13 protein-coding genes are annotated in these 21,679 nt (G+C 40.0%); 8 read left to right on the forward strand and 5 right to left on the reverse strand.

From position 1 onward, the window contains the following. Positions 1-347: 347 nt before the first annotated feature. On the reverse strand, positions 348-4,778 hold the full coding sequence (locus FHT21_RS00630; protein WP_167292875.1) for a translocation/assembly module TamB domain-containing protein: 4,431 nt from the start codon (positions 4,776-4,778) through the stop codon (positions 348-350). A 74-nt stretch (positions 4,779-4,852) separates the two neighbouring features. Here FHT21_RS00630 and tsaD point away from each other — a divergent pair, with 74 nt between their 5' ends. The 3 genes from tsaD (at position 4,853) to FHT21_RS00645 (ending at position 8,762) form a co-directional block, all read left to right on the forward strand. Then, positions 4,853-5,854 (forward strand): tRNA (adenosine(37)-N6)-threonylcarbamoyltransferase complex transferase subunit TsaD, encoded by a 1,002-nt coding sequence (gene tsaD / locus FHT21_RS00635; RefSeq protein ID WP_167292876.1) that lies wholly within the window; start codon positions 4,853-4,855, stop codon positions 5,852-5,854. A 277-nt stretch (positions 5,855-6,131) separates the two neighbouring features. Beyond that, positions 6,132-6,329, forward strand: a complete 198-nt coding sequence (locus FHT21_RS00640) for a hypothetical protein (RefSeq protein WP_167292877.1) — start codon at positions 6,132-6,134, stop codon at positions 6,327-6,329. A 78-nt stretch (positions 6,330-6,407) separates the two neighbouring features. Then, on the forward strand, positions 6,408-8,762 hold the full coding sequence (locus tag FHT21_RS00645) for a TonB-dependent receptor (protein ID WP_167292878.1): 2,355 nt from the start codon (positions 6,408-6,410) through the stop codon (positions 8,760-8,762). Between the two features lie 75 nt (positions 8,763-8,837). Here the strand turns inward: FHT21_RS00645 and recA are convergent, their stop codons facing one another. Then, the gene (recA, locus tag FHT21_RS00650) at positions 8,838-9,851 is read right to left on the reverse strand and encodes a recombinase RecA (RefSeq protein ID WP_113950465.1); all 1,014 of its coding nucleotides are present in this window, start codon (positions 9,849-9,851) and stop codon (positions 8,838-8,840) included. A 135-nt stretch (positions 9,852-9,986) separates the two neighbouring features. Further along, positions 9,987-10,652 carry an endonuclease III gene (gene nth, locus FHT21_RS00655; RefSeq protein ID WP_029280284.1) on the reverse strand — a complete coding sequence of 222 codons (666 nt, stop codon included), beginning with the start codon at positions 10,650-10,652 and terminating at the stop codon, positions 9,987-9,989. A gap of 1,630 nt (positions 10,653-12,282) precedes the next feature. Between nth and FHT21_RS00660 the strand changes: the two genes are divergently transcribed. Both FHT21_RS00660 and FHT21_RS00665 read left to right on the forward strand, forming a co-directional pair. After that, positions 12,283-12,759: a DUF3347 domain-containing protein gene (locus tag FHT21_RS00660; RefSeq protein WP_167292879.1), complete on the forward strand. Its 477-nt coding sequence runs from the start codon at positions 12,283-12,285 to the stop codon at positions 12,757-12,759. Positions 12,760-12,775: 16 nt separating this feature from the next. After that, positions 12,776-15,067, forward strand: a complete 2,292-nt coding sequence (locus tag FHT21_RS00665; protein ID WP_167292880.1) for a multicopper oxidase domain-containing protein — start codon at positions 12,776-12,778, stop codon at positions 15,065-15,067. Between the two features lies 1 nt (position 15,068). Here the strand turns inward: FHT21_RS00665 and FHT21_RS00670 are convergent, their stop codons facing one another. Then, positions 15,069-16,028: a hypothetical protein gene (locus tag FHT21_RS00670; RefSeq protein ID WP_167292881.1), complete on the reverse strand. Its 960-nt coding sequence runs from the start codon at positions 16,026-16,028 to the stop codon at positions 15,069-15,071. Between the two features lie 207 nt (positions 16,029-16,235). Between FHT21_RS00670 and FHT21_RS00675 the strand changes: the two genes are divergently transcribed. Genes FHT21_RS00675 through FHT21_RS00685 form a run of 3 tightly spaced genes read left to right on the forward strand, consistent with a single transcriptional unit; the run spans position 16,236 to position 19,037 of the window. Next, positions 16,236-16,883: a hypothetical protein gene (locus FHT21_RS00675; RefSeq protein ID WP_167292882.1), complete on the forward strand. Its 648-nt coding sequence runs from the start codon at positions 16,236-16,238 to the stop codon at positions 16,881-16,883. Between the two features lie 8 nt (positions 16,884-16,891). Beyond that, a complete protein-coding gene (locus FHT21_RS00680; RefSeq protein ID WP_167292883.1) occupies positions 16,892-17,989 on the forward strand; it encodes a fatty acid desaturase in 1,098 nt (365 codons plus the stop codon). Further along, positions 17,979-19,037: a fatty acid desaturase gene (locus FHT21_RS00685; protein ID WP_167292884.1), complete on the forward strand. Its 1,059-nt coding sequence runs from the start codon at positions 17,979-17,981 to the stop codon at positions 19,035-19,037. The genes FHT21_RS00680 and FHT21_RS00685 overlap by 11 nt, the downstream gene beginning before the upstream one ends. Positions 19,038-19,207: 170 nt before the next feature. Here FHT21_RS00685 and FHT21_RS00690 read toward each other — a convergent pair whose 3' ends face one another. Continuing rightward, positions 19,208-20,392, reverse strand: a complete 1,185-nt coding sequence (locus FHT21_RS00690) for an MFS transporter (protein WP_167292885.1) — start codon at positions 20,390-20,392, stop codon at positions 19,208-19,210. Positions 20,393-21,679 lie beyond the last annotated feature (1,287 nt).

Below are 21,679 nucleotides of genomic sequence, written 5' to 3' on the forward strand. Positions count from 1 at the left end.
CGCCATAATCCGAATTAATTTCTTATTTATGCGTCAATCTGCAGTACGCGTCCATCGATCGGTTTTTTCATCATGTAAGACATAAGATCATTAAGTTCCGTATATCGATTATTCACCTCTGTGGTTCATCCTCCTGGACTTGTTTTATTAGTTGTGTTTATTGTTTTTAATGGTCTAATAGCTACTTCGTGGTCAGGATCTGAATGATAGATAGTCTATCAAAGAAGATTGCTTCGTCGTTTCTCCTCGCAATGACGGATGAGGAAGAATGACACCCTGGCCCGAACCAATGACCAATGTACGAATGACTAATGCCCCTAACCCCTCAACACTAAGCCTTAACCTCTCTATCTTCTCTGGTTCCCCTTGCTTTGATTAATAATCGCTTCTTTATTAATCGATTTATTCGTTTTAACAGGGGCCTGGCTTTGCTTTCTTTTCAGGTTTCGGCGGTAAGCACCAGAAATTTTCTGAATAAACTCCTTAAACGTATCAAATTGCTGGGTATACACCAAACCAAAAGAGGTTACGTTTGCGGTTGAACTAATCCCGCTGTTTAAGAATATACTTTGTTGCGTAGGTGGTTTATTTGCCGCTTTTACAGTTAAGCTTCCATCTTTTTTAATCAGGAAAAGTGCCTCAACCTCTCTACCAACATTATCTTTGGAGAAATCGATAACGGTAAAATCGTTCACACTGTTTCGGTCTACAATACCTGCATTAATAATTAAACGATCGTTAAAGAACTTAAACGATGCATTGGCCTCGCTTAATGAACGTACGTTCAGATCGACAAAGTTTAGGTTTAACGAAGAAAGTACGTTGTTAAACTGGTTAAATACCAATTCGGTAGCTGTACTGGTAGCAGTTGAGCTTAGTTGATTCCCAATTGATTGCCCGCCGTTTCCGGGTGCAAAACTTCTTCTGATAATTAAACTGAAAGCCTGTAGGTTCAGGTTGTTCTGATCGCTGAAATAGGTTTGCAGTTCTTCTTTAATGGAAGGCTGTGCAGGGAAATTAATATCAAGCTTAATATCGGGTTTTAATAGTAAACCGGTTAACCCCATTTCTACCTCTGTATTTACCCTTTGGTTGGCATTGCTACTGGCATCGCGGTTGGCGGCCTTGTAAAGGTCGTTTAAACTTGCCCTCAAGGCATATACCGCTTTTAAGTTAATCTGTGCGGCAGTAGGGTTGCCCGTCCAGCGGATGGTTCCACCTTGCCTGATTTCGAATTTTTTGTTGATTACCTCCTGGGCCGTAAAATCGAAACTTCCCGTCTCAATAATATAATCGCCAGACATTTCAAAATCGCCGACACTGTTAATGTTTAAGTTCAGCTCGGCATTACCTTTTCCACTTAAATTGCCCAGGGTGGTAAATATATTCGCTGTGGTATTGGGGTCGATGGTTAATTTAAAGGTTAGGGTTAAACCATCAAAGTTGGTTTTTTTCTTAACCAGTACAGTCGAATCGCGGCTCACAAAATTAATGAAATCTTTATCCGATACGGTTTCTGAACTGTTTAAAGGCAGGTTAAACACCGTTCCTTTTTCCGTTTTCGCCTTAATATCGATCTTCATCTTGTTGGTCGGGCCTGTAAATGTAAATACACCTGTGCCGTATGCACGTCCATAATAGATCGAATTGTCTTTCGCGGTCGTATTTAAGGCCATTAAACTGTTGGCATTGATTTTTACGGCCAATGTGGGGTAATTGATGTTGTTTAAATCAACCGAACCGGTTGCAGTTGCTTCATGTCCTTCCAGATCGTTCAGCGTAAAATCATCAAGTTTAATGACGCTGTTGTTTACCTCTACCTTATCGGTAATTACATAAGTAGTTTTAAGGTAGTTTACCATCAGCTGCCCCTTATCTAATGATACAGTTCCGTTAATTTCTGGTTTATCTAATTTGCCTTTGACGGTTAAATCAGCTGAGATATTGCCTTTTAAATTGGATACCAGTTGTTTAACAAAAGGCTCGAGGATGGTGAGTTTGCTTTCGTTCATTTTTACAGCGAGGTCGATTTCTTTTTCTTTGAGGTCGAGATTTCCCGTCAGTTTAAAAGTCTCCGAATCGTCGGCCATAATGCGTGTAAATACATTAACCTTTTTGCTCTCGTTGTTGTACGATGAGGTATCGGTTAAGGTGCCGATGTAGATATCGTTAAAGTTTAACGAATCGATCTTTAAATCGTCGGCTACCCGAGGTGCTTTTAATACGCCAAACAAATCGGTTGTACCGTTAAGGTTTCCGCCCAGTTTAACGCCAAAGCCTTTGGTAAAAGGGTTGAGGGTTTTTAAGTTGAAATCTTTAAAGCCAACACTAATTAAATCTTTAGGGTCTTCCGAAATTAACCCATCAATAATAACCTGCTGCTTTCCGTTGGTTAAATCGAAATTACTGATTTCGGTTTTACCATTGTTGAGTACGATACGTACTTTCTCCTGGATGCGCCATTCTTCATTATTAATTTTTAAGATCGATGGCAATACGCTTAATCTTGCCGTTGTATCCTGGTTTTTGGTAAATTCTACCAGTCCGTTTAAATCGAGCTGATTGTCTTCGTCGGCATTCGACATTTTTACGTTGAAGGCCAAACTGTCGTTCCGCAGGATATTGGAAATGTTTACATCCTTAATAAACAAACTGTCATTAATCTGCACCCTGTCGGAAGTTATAATCAGTTGAAGCTGTTGTGTAGTGGTATTTTCATCGAGGATGATATTGTTTACTACAATACCGCTGTATTTTAGTTTCTTTACAAAACCGTTGAGCGTTGCGGTATTATTGCGCGAATCGAAATCGCCTGTTAGTGTAGCGCCCTCTTCTAATTCTAGGCCCGGTAGAAATATCTGCGCAAGCGGTTCGAATTTTTTAACCTTCAGGTTAAATTTAAAGATCTGGTTACTGTGTTTTATAATATCGGTCTTTAGCGAGGGCACATAGGTTTTAGCAATGGTTTTGTAATAAGAAACAATAGAATTTAAATCGTATTCACCTTTAATGCTGGCATCCAAAATATCTGATCGGATATCGAGCACGCGGCTGGCACCCGTACCGTTGGCTGTTAACTGTACCGAATCTACACTATAAACACCTTTCGGATTTTGCAGTCTAATTTCTTCGATTAATAATTTGCCCGATATATTGTTCAGGTTGGTGCCCGAGAAATTGGTCTTAAATTTAGCATCAACCTGCAACGAATCTTTCAGGAGTTTTAAAGCCTTTAATTTTGCTTTGGAAATAGTAGCATTAAAGTTAAATACAGGCAGTTTAGGGTTCAGGTTTACCCCACCATCAAAAACCAGTTTCACATTACGGTCGTTAATGCTCAGCTTGCCATCAAAATACTTTTTGTTAAAAGTTCCGTCAATTTTCACATTACGGTAACGGTAATTATTAAAGTCGATATAGTCTACAACGCCGTTTATCTTTTCAGTTAAATCTTTAAGCTCGGTGCCACGTCCTTTAACATATAATGATGAGCTGATGCGGCCTAGGCTTTTTTCATTAAGCAAGTTACCGAGGTTAAAATCGTAACTTTTTACGTTTCCGGTATAAGATGGAACATCGTTTTTATCGATTTTCATGTTCACATCCGAAACAATACGGCCAAGTTTGGTTTTAAATTCGCCATAGGCAATAAAGTCGTTCTGGAAACCCGTAAAACTTCCGTTAAAGTTAATGTTACCGAATTTGTTTACAATTACCGGAACAATTTTTTTCTTGCTGTTGGTAATACCTGCCAGCACTTCATCCAGGTCGGTTTTATTCGTTCCTGCCATTTCAATGTTCAGGTCCATAAAAGTTTCTTTCCATTTCGGCAGTCCCTTTAAAATAAAATCTCCCTTAATGTGTGTAGCTTTTCCTGTTCTTAACGATAGTTTTTTGGCTTTAAGGTTATTTACTAAACCCGTAATCTGTCCGTCAACATCCAGGTCGAGTTTCATGCTGTTCATTTCAGGTGCAAAAAATGCAACATCCCTTGAAGTGATATGGCTATTTTTAAAAATAGCTTTCATCCGCACATTATCTACATAGTGGTTAAAATCTTTATAACTTTTAAAACGCATTTGATAGTAGTCGGTTAACCGGCTCTGGTTGGTTTCGAGCAGCAGGTTTTTCAGCTCTATCGCATTACTGTCTATCGTGGTTTGGGCCGTTAGGTTTTTCAGGTAAAATCCGCTTCGCTCTTTAAAAGTTAAGTTTTTGATATTGGTTTTAATCAAATGTTTTTTAGTATCGAGCCCTTCGAAAATTCCGCTAAGTTCTTTTACATCAATATTCTCAAAATTTACGCTTTTGCCCTGAATGGTATCTTTTGCGCCATAGTTTTTATACCTGAAGGCAAATTTGTTTAAAATAATGCGGCCAATATTGATATTGTATGGCTTACTTTTCTTTTTCTTTACAGTGGGCTTACCAGAATCGAAGTAGTTTATAATGAAATCGAGATTAGAAGACTTATCTTTGAAATCTTTTAGGAAAAACCGCCCGTTGTTGATTTGAATGGTATTGATATCGATAATCTTTTTATCTATAGATAATCGATTAATATCGACCATAAACTGAGGGGTTCTCAATAAAGTGTCTTTTTGTAAATCCAAAACCAATAAATCTTCGAGTACAATAGATTTAAATGGCTTGATGTAGAGGCTCTTGATTGATACGGTGGTTTTAAGCTCTTTTGACAGGTATGCAGCAGTTTTCTGCGCAAAAAAAGTTTGAACGGGCTTAAATTGTAGCGAAAAAATAAGAAGCGCAAGCAGCAAGATTATTGATGCAATTACCCAAAGGAGTATTTTAAATAGTTTTTTAATAATTTTGCAGCTTAAATATTAATAATTTGTCTGTTATACTTGCTATCGAATCTTCTTGCGATGATACATCCGTTGCTATTTGTAACAACGGCAAAATTACTGCCAATGTTATTGCAAACCAAACAATTCATCAAAATTATGGTGGTGTTATACCTGAATTAGCTTCAAGGGTACATCAACAAAATATTGTGCCTGCCGTACAACAGGCTTTAATTAATGCTAAAGTTACAAAACAAGACATTAATGCAGTAGCTTTTACACGTGGCCCCGGCCTTTTAGGCTCCCTGCTGGTTGGTGTCTCTTTCGCAAAATCTTTCGCATTAGCTTTAAATATACCTTTAATTTCTGTCAATCATATGCATGCGCATATCTTAGCGCACTTTATTGACGACCCTAAGCCAAATTTCCCTTTTATCTGTTTAACGGTTTCGGGCGGACATACACAGATTGTGTTGGTAAAAGACTACTTTGATATGGAAATCGTTGGCGAAACATTGGATGACGCTGCGGGTGAAGCTTTTGATAAAACGGCCAAACTGCTGGCCTTACCCTATCCTGGTGGGCCACTGATTGATAAACATGCACAGCATGGAAATCCTTTGGCCTTTAAATTTCCAGAACCACAAATTGCCGATCTGAATTTTAGTTTTAGCGGCTTTAAAACTTCTATTCTGTATTTTATCAGGAAACAGGAAAAGGAGAACCCTAATTTTATTGCCGAAAATTTAGATGATATTTGCGCATCGGTTCAACATAGTATTGTGCAGATTTTGCTGAACAAGTTAAAAAAAGCAGCAAAACAATACGGAATTAAGGAAATTGCCATTGCAGGCGGTGTTTCGGCAAACTCTGGTTTACGGAACGGACTGCAACAGACTGCCGATGAACTGGGCTGGAAGATATATATACCAGCATTTCAGTATTGTACTGATAATGCAGGTATGATTGCCATTGCAGGTTACCAGAAGTACCTGAAAAAGGATTTTGTAGGGCAGGATGTTTCGCCAATGGCGAGGATGGAGTTTTAGGACGAGGGTTCATTGGTCATTAGTTCATTTGTGTAATCGTCTAAGAACTCAGGACTATTGACTTATTGATTATAGTCATTAGTGTAATCGTCATTGCGAGGCTGGGTAGGGTGAGCCGAAGCAATCTTTTAAGAAGAATGATAATTATCCTGAAACAAGTTCAGGATGACGCCCACCTAGGGTACTGTGCTATGCAACTTCGTGTTTCTGTGACAAAAAACTATAAACCGCCAATTGAAAACTGGCAACGAGAATTGTTTAAATTGAATTTATATATATGACTGGAGCATCGTTAATATTTTGGATTGTTTGCGCGATACCGCTAATCGGTATTTTATATTGGTTGATCAGAAATGACAAAAACAAACTAAAAGGAAGCTGGGGTGTGATTATTTTAGGTGCTTTGATTATTGCTGCACTTTTGGTAATTGTATATGTAACCAAAGATTTTAACGCCATTTTTAGCCAGAACTAAAAGATTATTTCTGTTAATCTTATTTAGACCTAATCTATTTAAGGTTGATTATCTATCTTTGCCGCAAATTAAAGATAGATGAAAAAAATTATACTGATCATTGCTGTCTTATGGCTTAATCTCCTTCGCGTGCACGCACAGAACGTTAAGGTTGAAGGACATGTTAAAGACAAAAATAGCGAAATCCCTTATGTAACCGTTTCCCTGTCAGGACAAAAAGTTCAAACAGATAGCAGAGGTTATTATTCCTTATACATCAAAAGCGGTGTTTCTTTTAAAATCGATATCAATGCTATAGGTTACAAAACGTTTACCCAGAATATTTTATCGGTTAAAAACGATACCACTATAAATGTTGCCTTGGAAGCATTAAGCAATATGCTTGATGATGTGGTGATTTCTACTTCCAGAAAACCAGAGGATATTAGAAATGTTACCACTTCGGTAAGTATTGTAAATAAGAAAAAGCTCGAAAAAGAGATTGCCATTAACCCTGATTTGAGTGCTATACTCGCCAATCAGGTGCCTGGTTTTGCCCCTACGGCACAAACCGGGAATAATGTTGGGCAAAATTTAAGGGGCCGCCCAATGCTGGTGATGGTCGATGGTGTATCGCAATCTTCGCCGTTAAGAAATGCAGAAGTAGATTTAAGATCGATAGACCCTTCGGTGCTTGAGCGCATAGAGGTGGTAAAAGGTGCCACAGCCATTTATGGTAATGGTGCCGCTGGCGGTTTAGTTAATTACATTACGATGGTTCCGGATACTGCAGCCAGGTTTGCCGGTAAAACCCAGCTTAATTTAAACGGATCGTTGGTTAAAGTCAAAAACTCCGAAGGTGGTAGAATTAACCAAATGTTTTACGGAAAACTGGGTAAATTTGATTACGTGGTGAGTGGGATGTATGAACAAACCGGTGAATATAAAGATGCAAAAGGCGATGTGGTAGGACCGAACTACAGTTTAGGCGAAACCGACAGTTACAATGTTTTTGCCAAATTGGGTTATGCACCTGCCAAAAACCAGCGGATCCAGTTTAGCTATAATACCTATAGCAGTTTGCAGAACAGTAATTTTACGCTGGTAAACGGTAATGTGGCTACTGGTCAGAAAGCTACTGGTGTATTAGGGAAAGCACTTGGGATTCCGACCGGGGTTGATTATAACCACAATTTAAATCTATCATATAAGATTGATAGTACTTTTCTTCATTCGAGTTTGAATGCAGATGTTTACTACGAAACCCGTAAAGATGTTTTTTATGTTTCTTTAGGACGTTTTGATGGAGGTGATGGCCAGTCGCTTGCCAAAAATGATAAAAAGGGTGCACGTTTATTTTTTGAAACACCAATCCTGAACCTTAACTTTCTAAAAATGAATCTGGCCTATGGTGCCGATTTTATGAAAGATAAAACTGCGCAGCCGCTGGTTGACGGTAGGGTATGGGTACCCACAATGGATATGACCAATATTGCACCTTTTGCACAGGCCGATTTCAACATTCTGGATAATTTGGTATTTAAAACAGGACTCCGTTACGAAAATGTAAGTATTGACGTAGATGATTACCGGACTTTAAGAACTACAGGCGCTAACAATACTACCATTACGCCATCTTTTGATGTAAGGGGAGGAGATTTAAAATACAGTACCTACCTCTTTAATGCGGGTTTAAGATATAATCAATTTAATGTTTTTAATCCTTTTATAAGTTTCTCACAAGGTTTTTCGGTAATGGATATTGGACTGGCTTTACGTGATGCGAAAGTAAACAGCATTGATAAGATCAATACAGATGCGGTAAAGGTGAATAACTATGAAGCTGGCTTTGAAAGCAAAATTGCTGGGTTAACATTTTCTGCGTCGGGTTATATCAGTACATCTAAATTAGGCATTGAGGTGGTTTACGATCCTGCTACAGGTTTGTTCAATACGGCCAGAAATCCTGAAAAAATTTATGGTTTTGAATTGGCGGCCGATTACCGTTTGTTTGATCAGCTAGGTTTAGCCGCAAGTTATAGTTATACAGAAGGCAAGCGCGATATTGACAAAAATGGAAAGTTTAACGATGCTGGTGACTTGTATCTGAATGGCCGCCGCATCTCTGCGCCAAAAGTTACCGCCTCGGTAAGTTATAGCCCTTTAAAGGTTTTGGATTTAACATTGAATTATACCGGCATTAATTCGCGTAATAGGTTTGAGAAAAACAGCAATGGTGTGTATAATGGAAACGAAGGTGCAGTAAAAGCTTATCATTTATTCAGTTTTGCCGGGATTTACCAGGTTAAAAAGAATACGAAGCTTACTTTGGGTGTTGATAATATTTTTAACCAGGATTATTTTCCTGCCAGGGCGCAGTGGTTTATGCAGCCAGGTTTCTACTCAAAGGGGAGAGGTGCTTCGGTAAACTTTGGGATTTCAGTTAGTTATTAACTAAGTTCTAAAACAGAAAAAGCGTCCCGATTTTAAATCTGGACGCTTTTTTATGTCAAACGGAATTGATCCGGTTTATTTTTCTGCGAGGTGTTCGCCTGTAACTTCGGCTTTGATTTTAATTTCCAGCTCTTCTGCAAGTTCAGGATTGTCGCTTAACAATTGTTTTACGGCATCTCTACCTTGGCCAAGTTTGGTATCTCCGTAAGAAAACCATGATCCTGCTTTTTTGATGATACCAAAATCAACACCTAAGTCGATAATCTCACCGTTTTTAGAAATACCTTCACCAAACATCACATCAAATTCTGCGATACGGAAAGGAGGGGCCACTTTATTTTTAACAATTTTTACTTTCACACGGTTACCAGAAACTTCGTCAGAATCTTTGATCTGTGAAATACGACGGATATCTAAACGTACCGATGCATAGAATTTCAAAGCATTACCACCGGTTGTAGTTTCAGGATTACCGAACATTACCCCAATTTTATCACGTAACTGGTTAATGAAAATACAGCAACATCCCGTTTTCGAAATCGTTCCGGTTAATTTACGAAGTGCCTGACTCATTAAACGGGCATGTAAACCCATTTTACTGTCGCCCATTTCGCCCTCAATTTCACTTTTAGGAACCAAAGCCGCAACAGAGTCGATTACAATTACATCTATAGCACCAGAACGGATTAAGTTATCGGCAATTTCTAATGCCTGCTCACCATTATCTGGCTGAGAGATTAAAAGGTTATCTGTATCTACACCTAGTTTCTTGGCATAAAACTGATCAAAAGCATGTTCTGCATCTATAAAAGCAGCAATACCGCCTTTTTTCTGTGCTTCGGCAATAATATGTGTAGCTAAAGTGGTTTTACCAGAAGACTCTGGACCATAAATTTCAATAACACGGCCTTTCGGAATACCGCCAATACCTAAAGCAATATCTAAACTGATTGATCCGGTAGAAATAAAATCTATCGGTTCAATGGCAGTATCGCCAAGTTTCATGATGGTACCTTTACCGTAAGATTTCTCTAGTTTATCTAAAGTAAGTTGTAAGGCTTTTAATTTATCTGGATTTGCAGTGCTCATTTCTTTTTTCATTGATTGCGTAAATATAATCGTTTATCGGCTAATATGCTTAAATGTTGATATTTATAATACTAATATATTTAGCTAAGGTAAATGTTTTTTAGCTAATGTCAATAGTAAAGTAAAAATAATTTTTTAAGCTTTTAGTTTATCTCTTTCGTTTTGGGCGGTTAAACGTTCGAAGTACCTGCACATATAGGTAATTTCACAAACGTCGCATTTGGGGCTTCTGGCTACACAAACATAACGTCCGTGCAGAATAAGCCAGTGGTGTGCAATGTGGATATCGTGTTCAGGAAGGTTTTTCACTAAATCCTTTTCAACCGCCAATGGGGTTTTGCCATTGGTTAGTCCTAAACGGTTGGCCACACGGAAAACATGGGTATCAACCGCCATTGCTGGTGCATTGTAAATTACTGAGGCAATTACATTAGCGGTTTTACGGCCCACACCTGGCATTTTCTGTAAGTCATCAATCCCCGAAGGTACCACATCGTTAAATTCGTTAAGCAAAATATTGGCCATCCCCACCAGGTGTTTTGCCTTATTATTGGGGTAACTGATACTTCTGATATAGTCGAAAACAATATCAGGTGTAGCTTCGGCTAAAGCTTTAGCATTAGGAAAGCGCTGAAAAAGTGCAGGGGTTACCATATTTACCCTTTTATCGGTGCACTGAGCAGAAAGAATTACCGCCACTAAAAGCTGATAAGGATTATTATAATGTAACTCGGTTTCTGCATCAGGCTGCTTGGCCGAAAAATGTTCTACAAAAAGTTTGTAGCGTTCTTTTTTAAGCATGTGCAAATATAGGTTAAAGATAGAAAATGTAACTGCTTAATTGGAAGAAGAGCATGTAGAACAGAAGAACCGGGAGATAAACTGTAATTTGTCGCTATGAATTATATAGGAACCTTTCAGCTCTGACCGGATTTGAAGGGTAAAGTAAAGATATTAATCAGTCCAAGATTGGGAGCGCAATTTGGTGCTAAGATTAAGGTTTTTTCCTGTTTTCCGCTTTTACGCTTCGCTGCCTCGTACCTCGTTGCTGCAGGGTAACGCTGCAACCAGGGCTAGGTGGGCAATACAGTGTTTCATTTGTTGGGTTGCAGGGCGCAAAACCTTTGTTTTCTAAACCCGATTGCAATGCAAAGCCCGTAAGCGAGGAACGAGTGCGGACTTGAAATGGAAAGCGGGACTGCAAACCGCCAAGAACCACAAGCCCTCCATTTCCTAATTTCAATATACAAACAATTGCGTTTTCGGTCGGTGAGACACCAACCGATAGAATAAGCTTATATTTGGAGCGCAAGATCTGTGCTAAACAGGAAGTTTCCTCCCGTCTTTCGCTTTACGCTTCGCTGCCTCGTACCTCGTTGCTGCAGGGTAACGCTTCAACCGGGGCTAGGTGGCCACAATAGTATTTCATTTGTTGGGTTGCAGGGCGCAAAAACCTTTGTTTCTAAACCCGATTGCAGCGAACACGGAGTGCAACGGAGAAAAGCGTAAAGCGGGGCTGTCGCCCTCCAAGCACCACAGGCTACACATTTCCTAACCCTAAAACACAAACATCACTTGAAGCGCAATACTTGTGCAGAACAAAAAGTTCTTTCCCGTTTTGCGCTTTTACGCTTCGCTGCCTCGTACCTCGTTGCTGCAGGGTAACGCTTCAACCAGGGCTAGGTGGGCAATACAGTATTTCATTTGTTGGGTTGCAGGGCGCAAAACCTTTGTTTCTAAACCCGATTGCAGCGAACACGGAGTGCAACGGAGTAAAGCGTAAAGCGGGGCTGTCGCCCTCCAAGCACCACAGGCTACACATTTCCTAACCCTAAAACACAAACATCACTTGAAGCGCAATACTTGTGCAGAACAAAAAGTTCTTTCCCGTTTTGCGCTTTTACGCTTCGCTGCCTCGTACCTCGTTGCTGCATGGTAACGCTGCAACCAGGGCTAGGTGGGCAATACAGTATTTCATTTTTAGGGTTGCAGGCGGCATAATCCCTTGTTTTCTAAACCCGATCTGATAGATATTGGTTGAGCGTGGGATATTACTAAAGCGTTTCGCCGTTTTTGCAGCAACCTTTGTTAAATAAACCCGGTAGGCGCGTGCATTCCGATTTAAGCACGTGTTTATGTTATACTTTGGTGTGCTTGCTTGTTTCGCAGGTTTCTATCGGGATAAAGCGGATAACGGGACTGCTGCTCCCGGAGAATTACTGGACGTCCATTTCCAAAAACAAAAAAAGATATCGTAAGTAACTGCTCGTGTAGAAATACCTTTATAACTGTTTTAATCCGTTTAACTGCTAATGGCTTAACGCCAAACCCGTGGCCCGATGGTAAGGCTATAATTATATAAACATTTTCGGTAAAAGTATAACATCAGGAAAGGCCATACCGCTAGCTTTGTTTAAAATTTAAACACAAAATGAAGACCTTATTTAAATTATGTGCAATCCAGGTTATTGTACTAATGATGGCTGGCGGTTTATCAGCTCAGGAAAAAGCAGCAGCGGTTAGCCCACTACAAGCTTATTACGAAGTTAAAGATGCCTTAGTTGGCAGCAATGCAGGTGTAGCTGGTACCAAGGCTACTGCATTCATTAATGCGATAAAAGCCAACGAAAAAACCAATGCTTCGAAAGTGTTGCGCGATAAAATATTATTTGATGCCGAGCACATTGCCGAGAGTAAAGATATAGAACACCAAAGAGATCATTTTACTTCTTTATCAACCGATTTTTATGCTTTGGTAAAAGCTGTAAAACTGAATGATAAGCCTGTTTATTACGCTTATTGCCCCATGAAAAAAAGCTATTGGTTAAGCGAAGGCGAGGCAATAAAAAACCCATATTATGGGAATAAAATGTTAACTTGTGGTAAGGTTGCCGAAGTGCTTAAATAAAAACACAAGCCACAAAATGAAGTTTATTTTAGTTTGTTGCCTTAGTATTTTGCTCAGTAGTTTTGCTTTTGGCCAACATCAGCACAACGAGGTAAAAGCAGCCGACCCTAAAAAAGCCCCCCAAAAAGGTAACGATGTAGAAACTTTAAGTAACAACAAGCCACCAAGGGTGGTACGTTATGATTTGTACATTGCCGATACAACGGTAACTTTTGGCGGGAAAGCTAAAAGAGCCATTGCGGTTAACGGGCAGATACCTATGCCAACGCTAACCTTTACCGAGGGCGATACAGCAGAAATATATGTGCACAATAGGCTAAAAGAATCAACTTCATTGCATTGGCATGGGCTATTTTTGCCTAATCGGTATGATGGTGTTCCGTATTTAACGCAAATGCCTATTGAACCCAACAAAACCCATGTTTACCGTTTCCCTATTATACAGAACGGTACCCATTGGTACCATAGCCATTCGGGCCTGCAGGAGCAGATTGGGATGTACGGCGCAATGATCTTAAATAAAAGAAAAGAGCCCGCTATACCTACTGTACCTGTTGTTTTAAGTGAATGGACAAATATGATGCCCCACGAGGTGGACAGGCGATTGCACAATGCCAATGATTGGTTCGCCATAAAAAAAGGTACAACACAAAGTTATGCTGAAGCCATAAAAAGCGGACACTTTAAGACCAAGCTCACCAACGAACTGAAACGGATGACTGCCATGGATGTGAGTGATGTGTATTATGAAGCATTTTTAGTAAACGGAAAAAATCAATATCAGGTGCCAAACCACCTTAAAGCAGGTGATAAGGTAAGGTTGCGTATTGCTAACGGAGGGGCATCGACCTATTTCTGGCTCACTTATGCTGGTGGTAAAATAATGGTAGTGGCCAATGATGGTAACGATGTAACGCCTGTAGAAGTAGACAGGCTGATTATTGCCGTTTCCGAAACCTATGATGTAATGGTAACCATCCCCGAAAATAAAAGTTACGAGTTTTTGGTAACACCTGAAGACCGAACCAAATCGGCTTCATTATGGCTGGGTAGTGGACAAAAAGTGCCGGCTCAAAAATTGCCCAAATTGAAATATTTCGAGGGCATGAAAATGATGAACGAAATGATGGATATGAACGGTAATCTGGTGCAGATGGAAGGCATGAAAATGCAGAATCAGGTGATGGATATGAATACCGTAATGTATGCTGAGCTGGATGATGCGGGAGCAGATACTGTAGTTGCTGATGCCCATAAAGACCATAAAATGGGGAATAACCATAACATGAAGGGCCCCATCAAAACATTAAATTACGATATGTTGCGCTCGCCCGAAAAAACGGTTTTGCCTAAAGCCCCAACCCGTGAAATGGAGTTTCAGTTAACGGGCAACATGAACCGTTATGTGTGGACTTTAGATAATAAAACCATCTCTGAGGAAGATAAAATCCTCATCAAAAAGGGCGAAAACCTGCGGATCATTTTATATAACAACAGTATGATGCGCCACCCTATGCACCTGCATGGGCACGATTTTAGGGTAATTAACGGCCAGGGGGATTATGCTCCTTTAAAAAATGTACTCGATATTATGCCCATGGAGCGTGATACGATTGAGTTCAGTGCCTCTGAAAGTGGCGACTGGTTTTTTCACTGCCATATTTTGTACCACATGATGAGTGGGATGGGTAAAATTTTCAGCTATGAAAACTCGCCGCTAAATCCCGAAATCCCAAACCCTAAACTGGCACAGCGAAAACTTTTTGCCGATGATAGGATGTTTCATTTTATGGCCGAAAATGATTTTGCCAGCAATGGAAACGACGGTATGGCCATGTTGGCCAATACACGTTGGAGTATTGGAACCGAGTGGCGCTTAGGTTATAATAAAATGCACGGCTTTGAAACCGAAACTCATATTGGCCGGTATATAGACAGGATGCAGTGGCTAATGCCTTTTGTGGGTTTTGATTGGCGCTACCGGAAAATGGAAGCTGGCGAACCTGAAAGCAATATTTTTGGCCAGAAAAGCACAAAGGATAAAAGAAGTATGTTTAGTGTAGGGCTTGCCTATACTTTGCCCATGTTAGTAATAGCGCAGGCAGAAGTGTACCACGATGGTAATGTGCGTTTACAGTTAATGCGCGAAGATATACCGATTTCTAAGCGATTAAGGGCTAGTTTTATGGTAAACAGCGATAAAGAATTTATGGGCGGACTTAAATTTATTACCACAAAATACATGGGTATTTCTGCGCACTATGATAGCGATATGGGTTTTGGCGCAGGCTTAACGCTTAATTATTAAGCTAACCATTGGTGATCTCCCTCAACAACTTGTCGCATTCGGCAAAGGCATTATACAGGTATTTATTGCGGTGCTTTTCACCCTGACCGCTAAAAGAAACTGATTTCATAATCAGGCCCTGCATCCATTGTTTGGTTTGTTTGCAATAAGCCTGGTCTTCGGTTCTTAAGTAATTAAAAGTATTAAACCTGTTGTAGCAGGCCATGCGGTCTTTAAAATCGACCAGGTAAGCGATGCTTCCCAATACATCGCAATTGTACCAGTTAAAGGTATGATTGGGGTCGATGGTTTTTTTGCTGCTAATGGCGTACATATTCATATCGGTGAGGCAATACCTTACCTGCTCTACAATTTTTACGGCCAGTTCGGTATCGGTAAGGTGCCCGGCTTCGAATGCATACCTGATCTGTTCGAGTGTACCTGTTACGGTGTCTTTAGACCATATTTCGGTGCTTGGTATTTCCAGATAAGTGGCATGCAGCTCTTGCGAAATTTTAATAATCTCATCGGATAAGAAAGAAGAGCTGAACGGCATTTCCAGGTTGTTTGCGCTATTTGCCCAAAAGAACAGTTTAAAACTGGTGAGTTCAGGATACTTGAAAAAATGAAATAAAGGAATATCGTCAGTAGTAATGGTGATGTGTTTCTTGTTGCTGTTCTTGATGGCTTTTATATTGTCCAGTAAATTCCGGAGATAGCCAATCATATCTAAATCTTCATTTACACTTAAATAGCTAAAAGTAACCGATAACGATTGTTTCGGGCTGTACAGAAACGGGACATCAAAACAATCGGAAAGCTTGATGATCTGCTGGAAAGTAAGGTTGCTATCCCCCCTGATTTTCTTATAGGCCTCATTGGTACTTATTCCTAATTCTTCTGCTACACTCAGCGCCAGGTTCTGGTATTCGGGCAGGGCCGCTCTGATGGCCTGAAAAAATAATGCTTGCTGATTATCCATAAAGATTAATTTATAAATGAAATCTTGCCATTTTTAATAATCCGATGGATTATTGTTGGGTGTTAATTTAATAAATATAATTTATAATTATGTTTAGGAAGTATAAATTACCTTTAAGATTAATTTTTTAATAATGTGTAATCTTTGGGGTTAATAGCGCATTGTGGAGTGTTTTAGATTTGATAAACAAATTTAAAATGCATCAAAATGAATGTGCTTATCTCAACTTCAATTCAACCTTATGCCAACGGTAGTAGGCTGAATAATAAAATCCACTACTTTAAGTGGCTTATTTGTATTATTTCTTTCTGTCTATTGTTTTCGGGCTGCGCTTCTTTTTCTGACAGGCCTATCAGGCGCCACAAGGTTAAGCTGAATGAAGGCCAGGTGTCAAAACTTTCGGGTACCTACCAGTTATTTCCTGATTTAGCTTATAAAAAGAATGGAATAGCCGAAACACTCCGTTATCAACCGATAATCGAGCGCTTCCATCACTATATCAGCAAGCAAAAAATCGATTTTAAAGCTTCTGAAAATCTGACCGTAGATGTAAGGGTGATGGATAATAACCAGATCAGTTTTAATTTTAAAAAGGACAGCATAATCGTAGACAGTATAACCTTATCTGCCAAGCTGCAGTCAAGAGGTTTACTGCTTTTGGGAAATAAATATGTTGAATTTCACGGAGTACCCTACATTTTAGGTGGGTCAAAAAGTGAGAAGACGCGAATAGGACTTGCTAGCGACGGGGGGCTTATCTTAAATCATGCCTATGACAGTTCAGGTGCACTTTTATTGTTTATCGGGGTAGGTGTTTCTTACGATTCTGCTTATCATTTTAAAAGGATTAAATAAATAACGACATGAACAAATTAAGATTTATAAAAGATGAGGGCTCCGAATTCTACAAAGAATTGAACAAGCAGATAGAACAATATTTTATTCAAAGCGGAAAGAGAAAGACGGGAAACGCAAAAATGTTTTTCAAGATCTTCCTTTACTTCGGTTTAGACATCCTGTTTTACGCCTTAATGATCACCAGCGATTCTGTATTTGCATTTTACGCTTTTTACCTGCTGATGGGGCTTTCGGTTTTGTTCACTGCTTTTAATGTTTCGCACGATGCTGCCCATGGTGTAGCGGTTAAAAGTAAATTTTGGAACCAGTTGCTGTTTTCGTTGAGTTTTAATCTGCTGGGCAATAATGCTTATGTATGGGGTAAGAACCACAACGAATCTCACCATTTATATACCAATATAGAAGGTAGTGATATTGATGTGCTCAATAACCCGCTGTTTAGGATGACTGAATCGCAACCTTTAAAAAGGTACCACCGGTATCAGTTTATTTATGCGCCGTTTTTGTACCTCTTTTATTCTATTAACTGGTTCTTTTTTAGGGAAGCCCTGATGTTGTTCAATTTATCGAGTCGTACCATTAAAGTGGTGATTCCCCGCATTGAAGCCATAAAGCTGGTCGTATATAAACTCTTGTATATAGGTTATATGATCGTTTTGCCTATTTATCTGTTGCCTTTCGGTTGGGCAGTAGTGCTGATGGCTTTCCTGTTGAACCATTTTATTATTTCGCTGCTGCTTGTATCGGTGTTAGGTGTTGCACACTTATCAGATTATGTATCTCATCCGATGCCTGATAAAGATCATAAATTGAATATGAGCTGGCCGAAACTGCAGTTTCTTACTTCTATAGATTATCATGCTGAAAGTAAATTTCTAAACTGGACATTGGGTGGTTTTAATGCCCATGCGGTGCATCACTTGCTTCCGAACGTTTGCCATGTGCATTACCTTGATATTATTCCAATTTTTAAAGCGCTGGCTAAAAAGCACAAGCTTACTTATATGGAAATGTCATACGGCGAATCTTTAGCCTCACATTTTAGGTTTTTGAAAATAATGGGCAGAAGTGAGCACTTAATCCCGATGCCATATGAAGGATAAACATATTCATGTAGCGGCTGATAGTCAGTTGCTAAAAGCAATATACAAGCGTGTAGCGCAAGAGCTGGTAATCGATAAATCTGCTTTTATAAGGATAATTGCGGCTAAATTCGTTGTATATTTCTCGCTCACTCTCTTGGCCTATTTAGCTTTGTACCGTATTGTTAATCCAATTGGTTTTATAGGCTGTTTTATGGGCTATGGTTTTATCTCATTGCTCTTTGCCTTTAACTTTTCGCACGATTTTTCGCACAATACCATTTTTAAAAGCAAGCGGCTTAACCATATCTGTTTTGTGGCTATTTACACATTGGTGGGTGCACATGCTGAAGCATGGAAACTGCGGCATGTTAACTCACATCATTATGCACCAAATGTAGAAGATTATGATTCAGACCTTAAAATTTCGAAGCTGATCCGCGTAGTACCCGATAGTAAACAGTATTGGTTTCATGCTTACCAGCACCTGTATGCGCCATTGGCTTATACGACCTATTCGCTGTTCTGGATTTTTATTAAAGATTTTGTGATTCTTTTTGGCAATGATGGCTTTTCGGTTAAAAAGAGTTTTAAGTATTATCTGTCTTTTGTACTTCAGAAAATTACTTATATCAGTTTATTGCTGGTGCTGCCCATATTTTTTTCGGGCCAGCAGTGGTATGTGATAGTGCTTGGCTTTTTGATGATGCATTTAAGCCAATCGTTGTTTTTATTGTTTACATTTTTTATGACGCACCATGTAGAGGAAACGCAGTATCCGAAAACAGATGCGCAGGGTTACATCAATGCTTCGTGGCTGATGAACCAGGTAAAAAGTTCGAACGATATGCATCCTTTTAGTAAAACGGCAAACTTTATTTTGGGTGGCTTTAACAATCATATCGCCCATCATTTATTTCCGCACTATCATCATGTGTATTATCCGCAGATCAGTAAAATATTGTACGAAATGTTAAACGAAAGCGGCATAACACCCAATTGTACCAGTTATTTCGGAGGGATAAAATCTCATTTAAGGTTGTTGAAGAGAATGGGCGAGGCAGCGTAATTTTCACTCATTCGAAAATTGTGTGCTGGGTTTTTAATTAACGGCACAGCCTTTCATTGTAAACCTGATGGGAACGGTAGCCCGAGCTTTTTCTGCGAGGCTATAGTGTACAGCAGGGCTGAAATTTTTGCTTGCACTAACCTTTGTTTTCCAAACAGAATAAAAAGGAATTAGTGAAAAGAGGTAGCTGGAACTTTAACCTGTTCCGTTACGCCCTGATTACTTTTGATCAGCCAGAATGCAAAAAATGCGCCTACCAGAGCCATTGCTGCGCCAACGTAAGCCGGCGAGGTATAATCGAAGCCATATACTAACGGAAGGCCGCCGAAGAAAGCACCGAGCGCATTGCCGATATTAAAACTGGCCTGACTTGCTGAAGCGGCTAACATTTCGGAGCCTTTAGCACTCTGGATCATTAACATCTGGATAGGGGCGGCCAATGAGAAAGCAACTGCACCGGTAACAAAAGTCATAATTAAAGCTAATGGCTGACTTGCGGATACGAAGTGCACAATGGTTAGGGTAACAACCATGGTGAGCAATAATGCTGCAGATGCTTTTGCCGGAGAGAATTTATCGGCCAAACGCCCACCAATATAATTACCGAACATCATGCCTAAACCAGCCAGCATTAATATATAAGTTACAGCATTTGGCGAGAAACCGGCAACATCTGTCATTAATGGGGCAATATAACTGTACCAGGTAAATAATCCACCCGTTCCGATAGAGATCATGAAAATAATGATCCATGCTTCTCTTTTTTTGAAGAAACTTAATTCGGCTTTTAAATCGCGGTTTTTTGTGGCTTCTAAAGCTGGTAGCCATAATTTTAAACTTAACAAAGTAACCAGGCCAACAAGTACGACAACAGCAAAAGATATGCGCCAAGAAAAGTTATGGCCAATAAAGGTACCCAATGGTACGCCTACAATATTGGCAATGGTTAAGCCCATAAACATGAGCGATACGGCTTGAGCTGCTTTCCCTTTTTCGGCTATTCTGCTGGCCACTACCGATCCTACGCCAAAAAATGCGCCATGTGGTAAGCCCGAAAGCAATCGGGCAATAAACAGGGTATTAAAAGTTGGAGCAAAAGCAGAGAAAGCATTGAAAACCGTAAACATAACCATCAAAGCAATCAATATCATTTTTGGCGGGTATTTACCTGCAATCATAATCAACAAAGGGGCGCCGATTACCACACCCAGTGCATAGGCTGAAATTAAATGTCCAGCCTGCGGGATGGTTACGGCTAAATCTTTTGAGATATCGGGCAATAAGCCCATCATCACAAATTCTGTAATCCCGATGCCTAAACCGCCTAAAGTGAGTGGAAGTAAATTCTTGTTCATAGTACCCTTAGTGTTAAAATTACACTATGCAAAGGTAAGGCTTTTTTTGGTAGGGGATTGTAAAAATTAGGCCATTTATAGGTGAGGGAAAATGTGGGGGTGGCATATAATGTGGAATATGTGATAGGATGATTCACTGCTAAATTTCTTCATTTCCTAATCACTTAAATTCGATTGTTTTGTGTTTACAGGCCAGCCGAAAGAAATTGCTTCGCCGTTCCTCGCAATTGACGAAATACAATCGGATTCAGGTTATACTAAGATACTTTTCGCATTTGGAGCGCAAGGCCTGTACTAAAGAATAAATTTCTTCCCGTTTTACGCTTTTACGCTTCGCTTCCTCGTACCTCGTCGCTGCAGGGTAGACGCTTCAACCGGGGCTAGATGGCCAGTGCGGTATTTTATTTGTGGGGTTGCAGGGTGCACAAACCCTTGTTTCTAAACCAGATTGAGCGGAATAGCCCGGAGCGCAGCGAGGACTATAAGCGAAAGCGGGGCTACAAAATGCCAAGAACCACAGACCGCTCATTTCCTGATCACCTAAATCCGATTGTTTTTATACGTCCCTAGATCCTCCATCTTATTTTTTTGATTTGGAGCGCAAGGCCTGTACTAAAGAATAAATTTCTTCCCGTTTTACGCTTTTACGCTTCGCTTCCTCGTACCTCGTCGCTGCAGGGTAGACACTTCAACCGGGGCTAGATGGCCAGTGCGGTATTTTATTTGTGGGGTTGCAGGGTGCACAAACCCTTGTTTCTAAACCAGATTGAGCGGAATAGTCCGGAGCGCAGCGAGGACTATAAGCGAAAGCGGGGCTACAAAATGCCAAGAACCACAGACCGCTCATTTCCTGATCACCTAAATTCGATTGTTTTTATACGTCCCTAGATCCTCCATCTTATTTTTTTGATTTGGAGCGCAAGGCCTGTACTAAAGAATAAATTTCTTCCCGTTTTGCGCTTTTACGCTTCGCTTCCTCGTACCTCGTCGTTGCAGGGTAGACGCTTCAACCGGGGCTAGATGGCCAGTGCGGTATTTTATTTGTGGGGTTGCAGGGTGCACAACCCCTTGTTTCTAAACCAGATTGAGCGGAATAGCCCGGAGCGCAGCGAGGACTATAAGTGAAAGCGGGGCTACAAAATGCCAAGAACCACAGACCGCTCATTTCCTGATCACCTAAATCCGATTGTTTTTATACGTCCCTAGATCCTCCATCTTATTTTTTTGATTTTTCAAAAAAAAAGCTTGCCCCACCCTGTGGAACAAGCTTTTTTGCTCATGTAAAAT

The organism is Pedobacter sp. SG908, assembly GCF_011759615.1.
GTDB lineage: Bacteria > Bacteroidota > Bacteroidia > Sphingobacteriales > Sphingobacteriaceae > Pedobacter > Pedobacter riviphilus.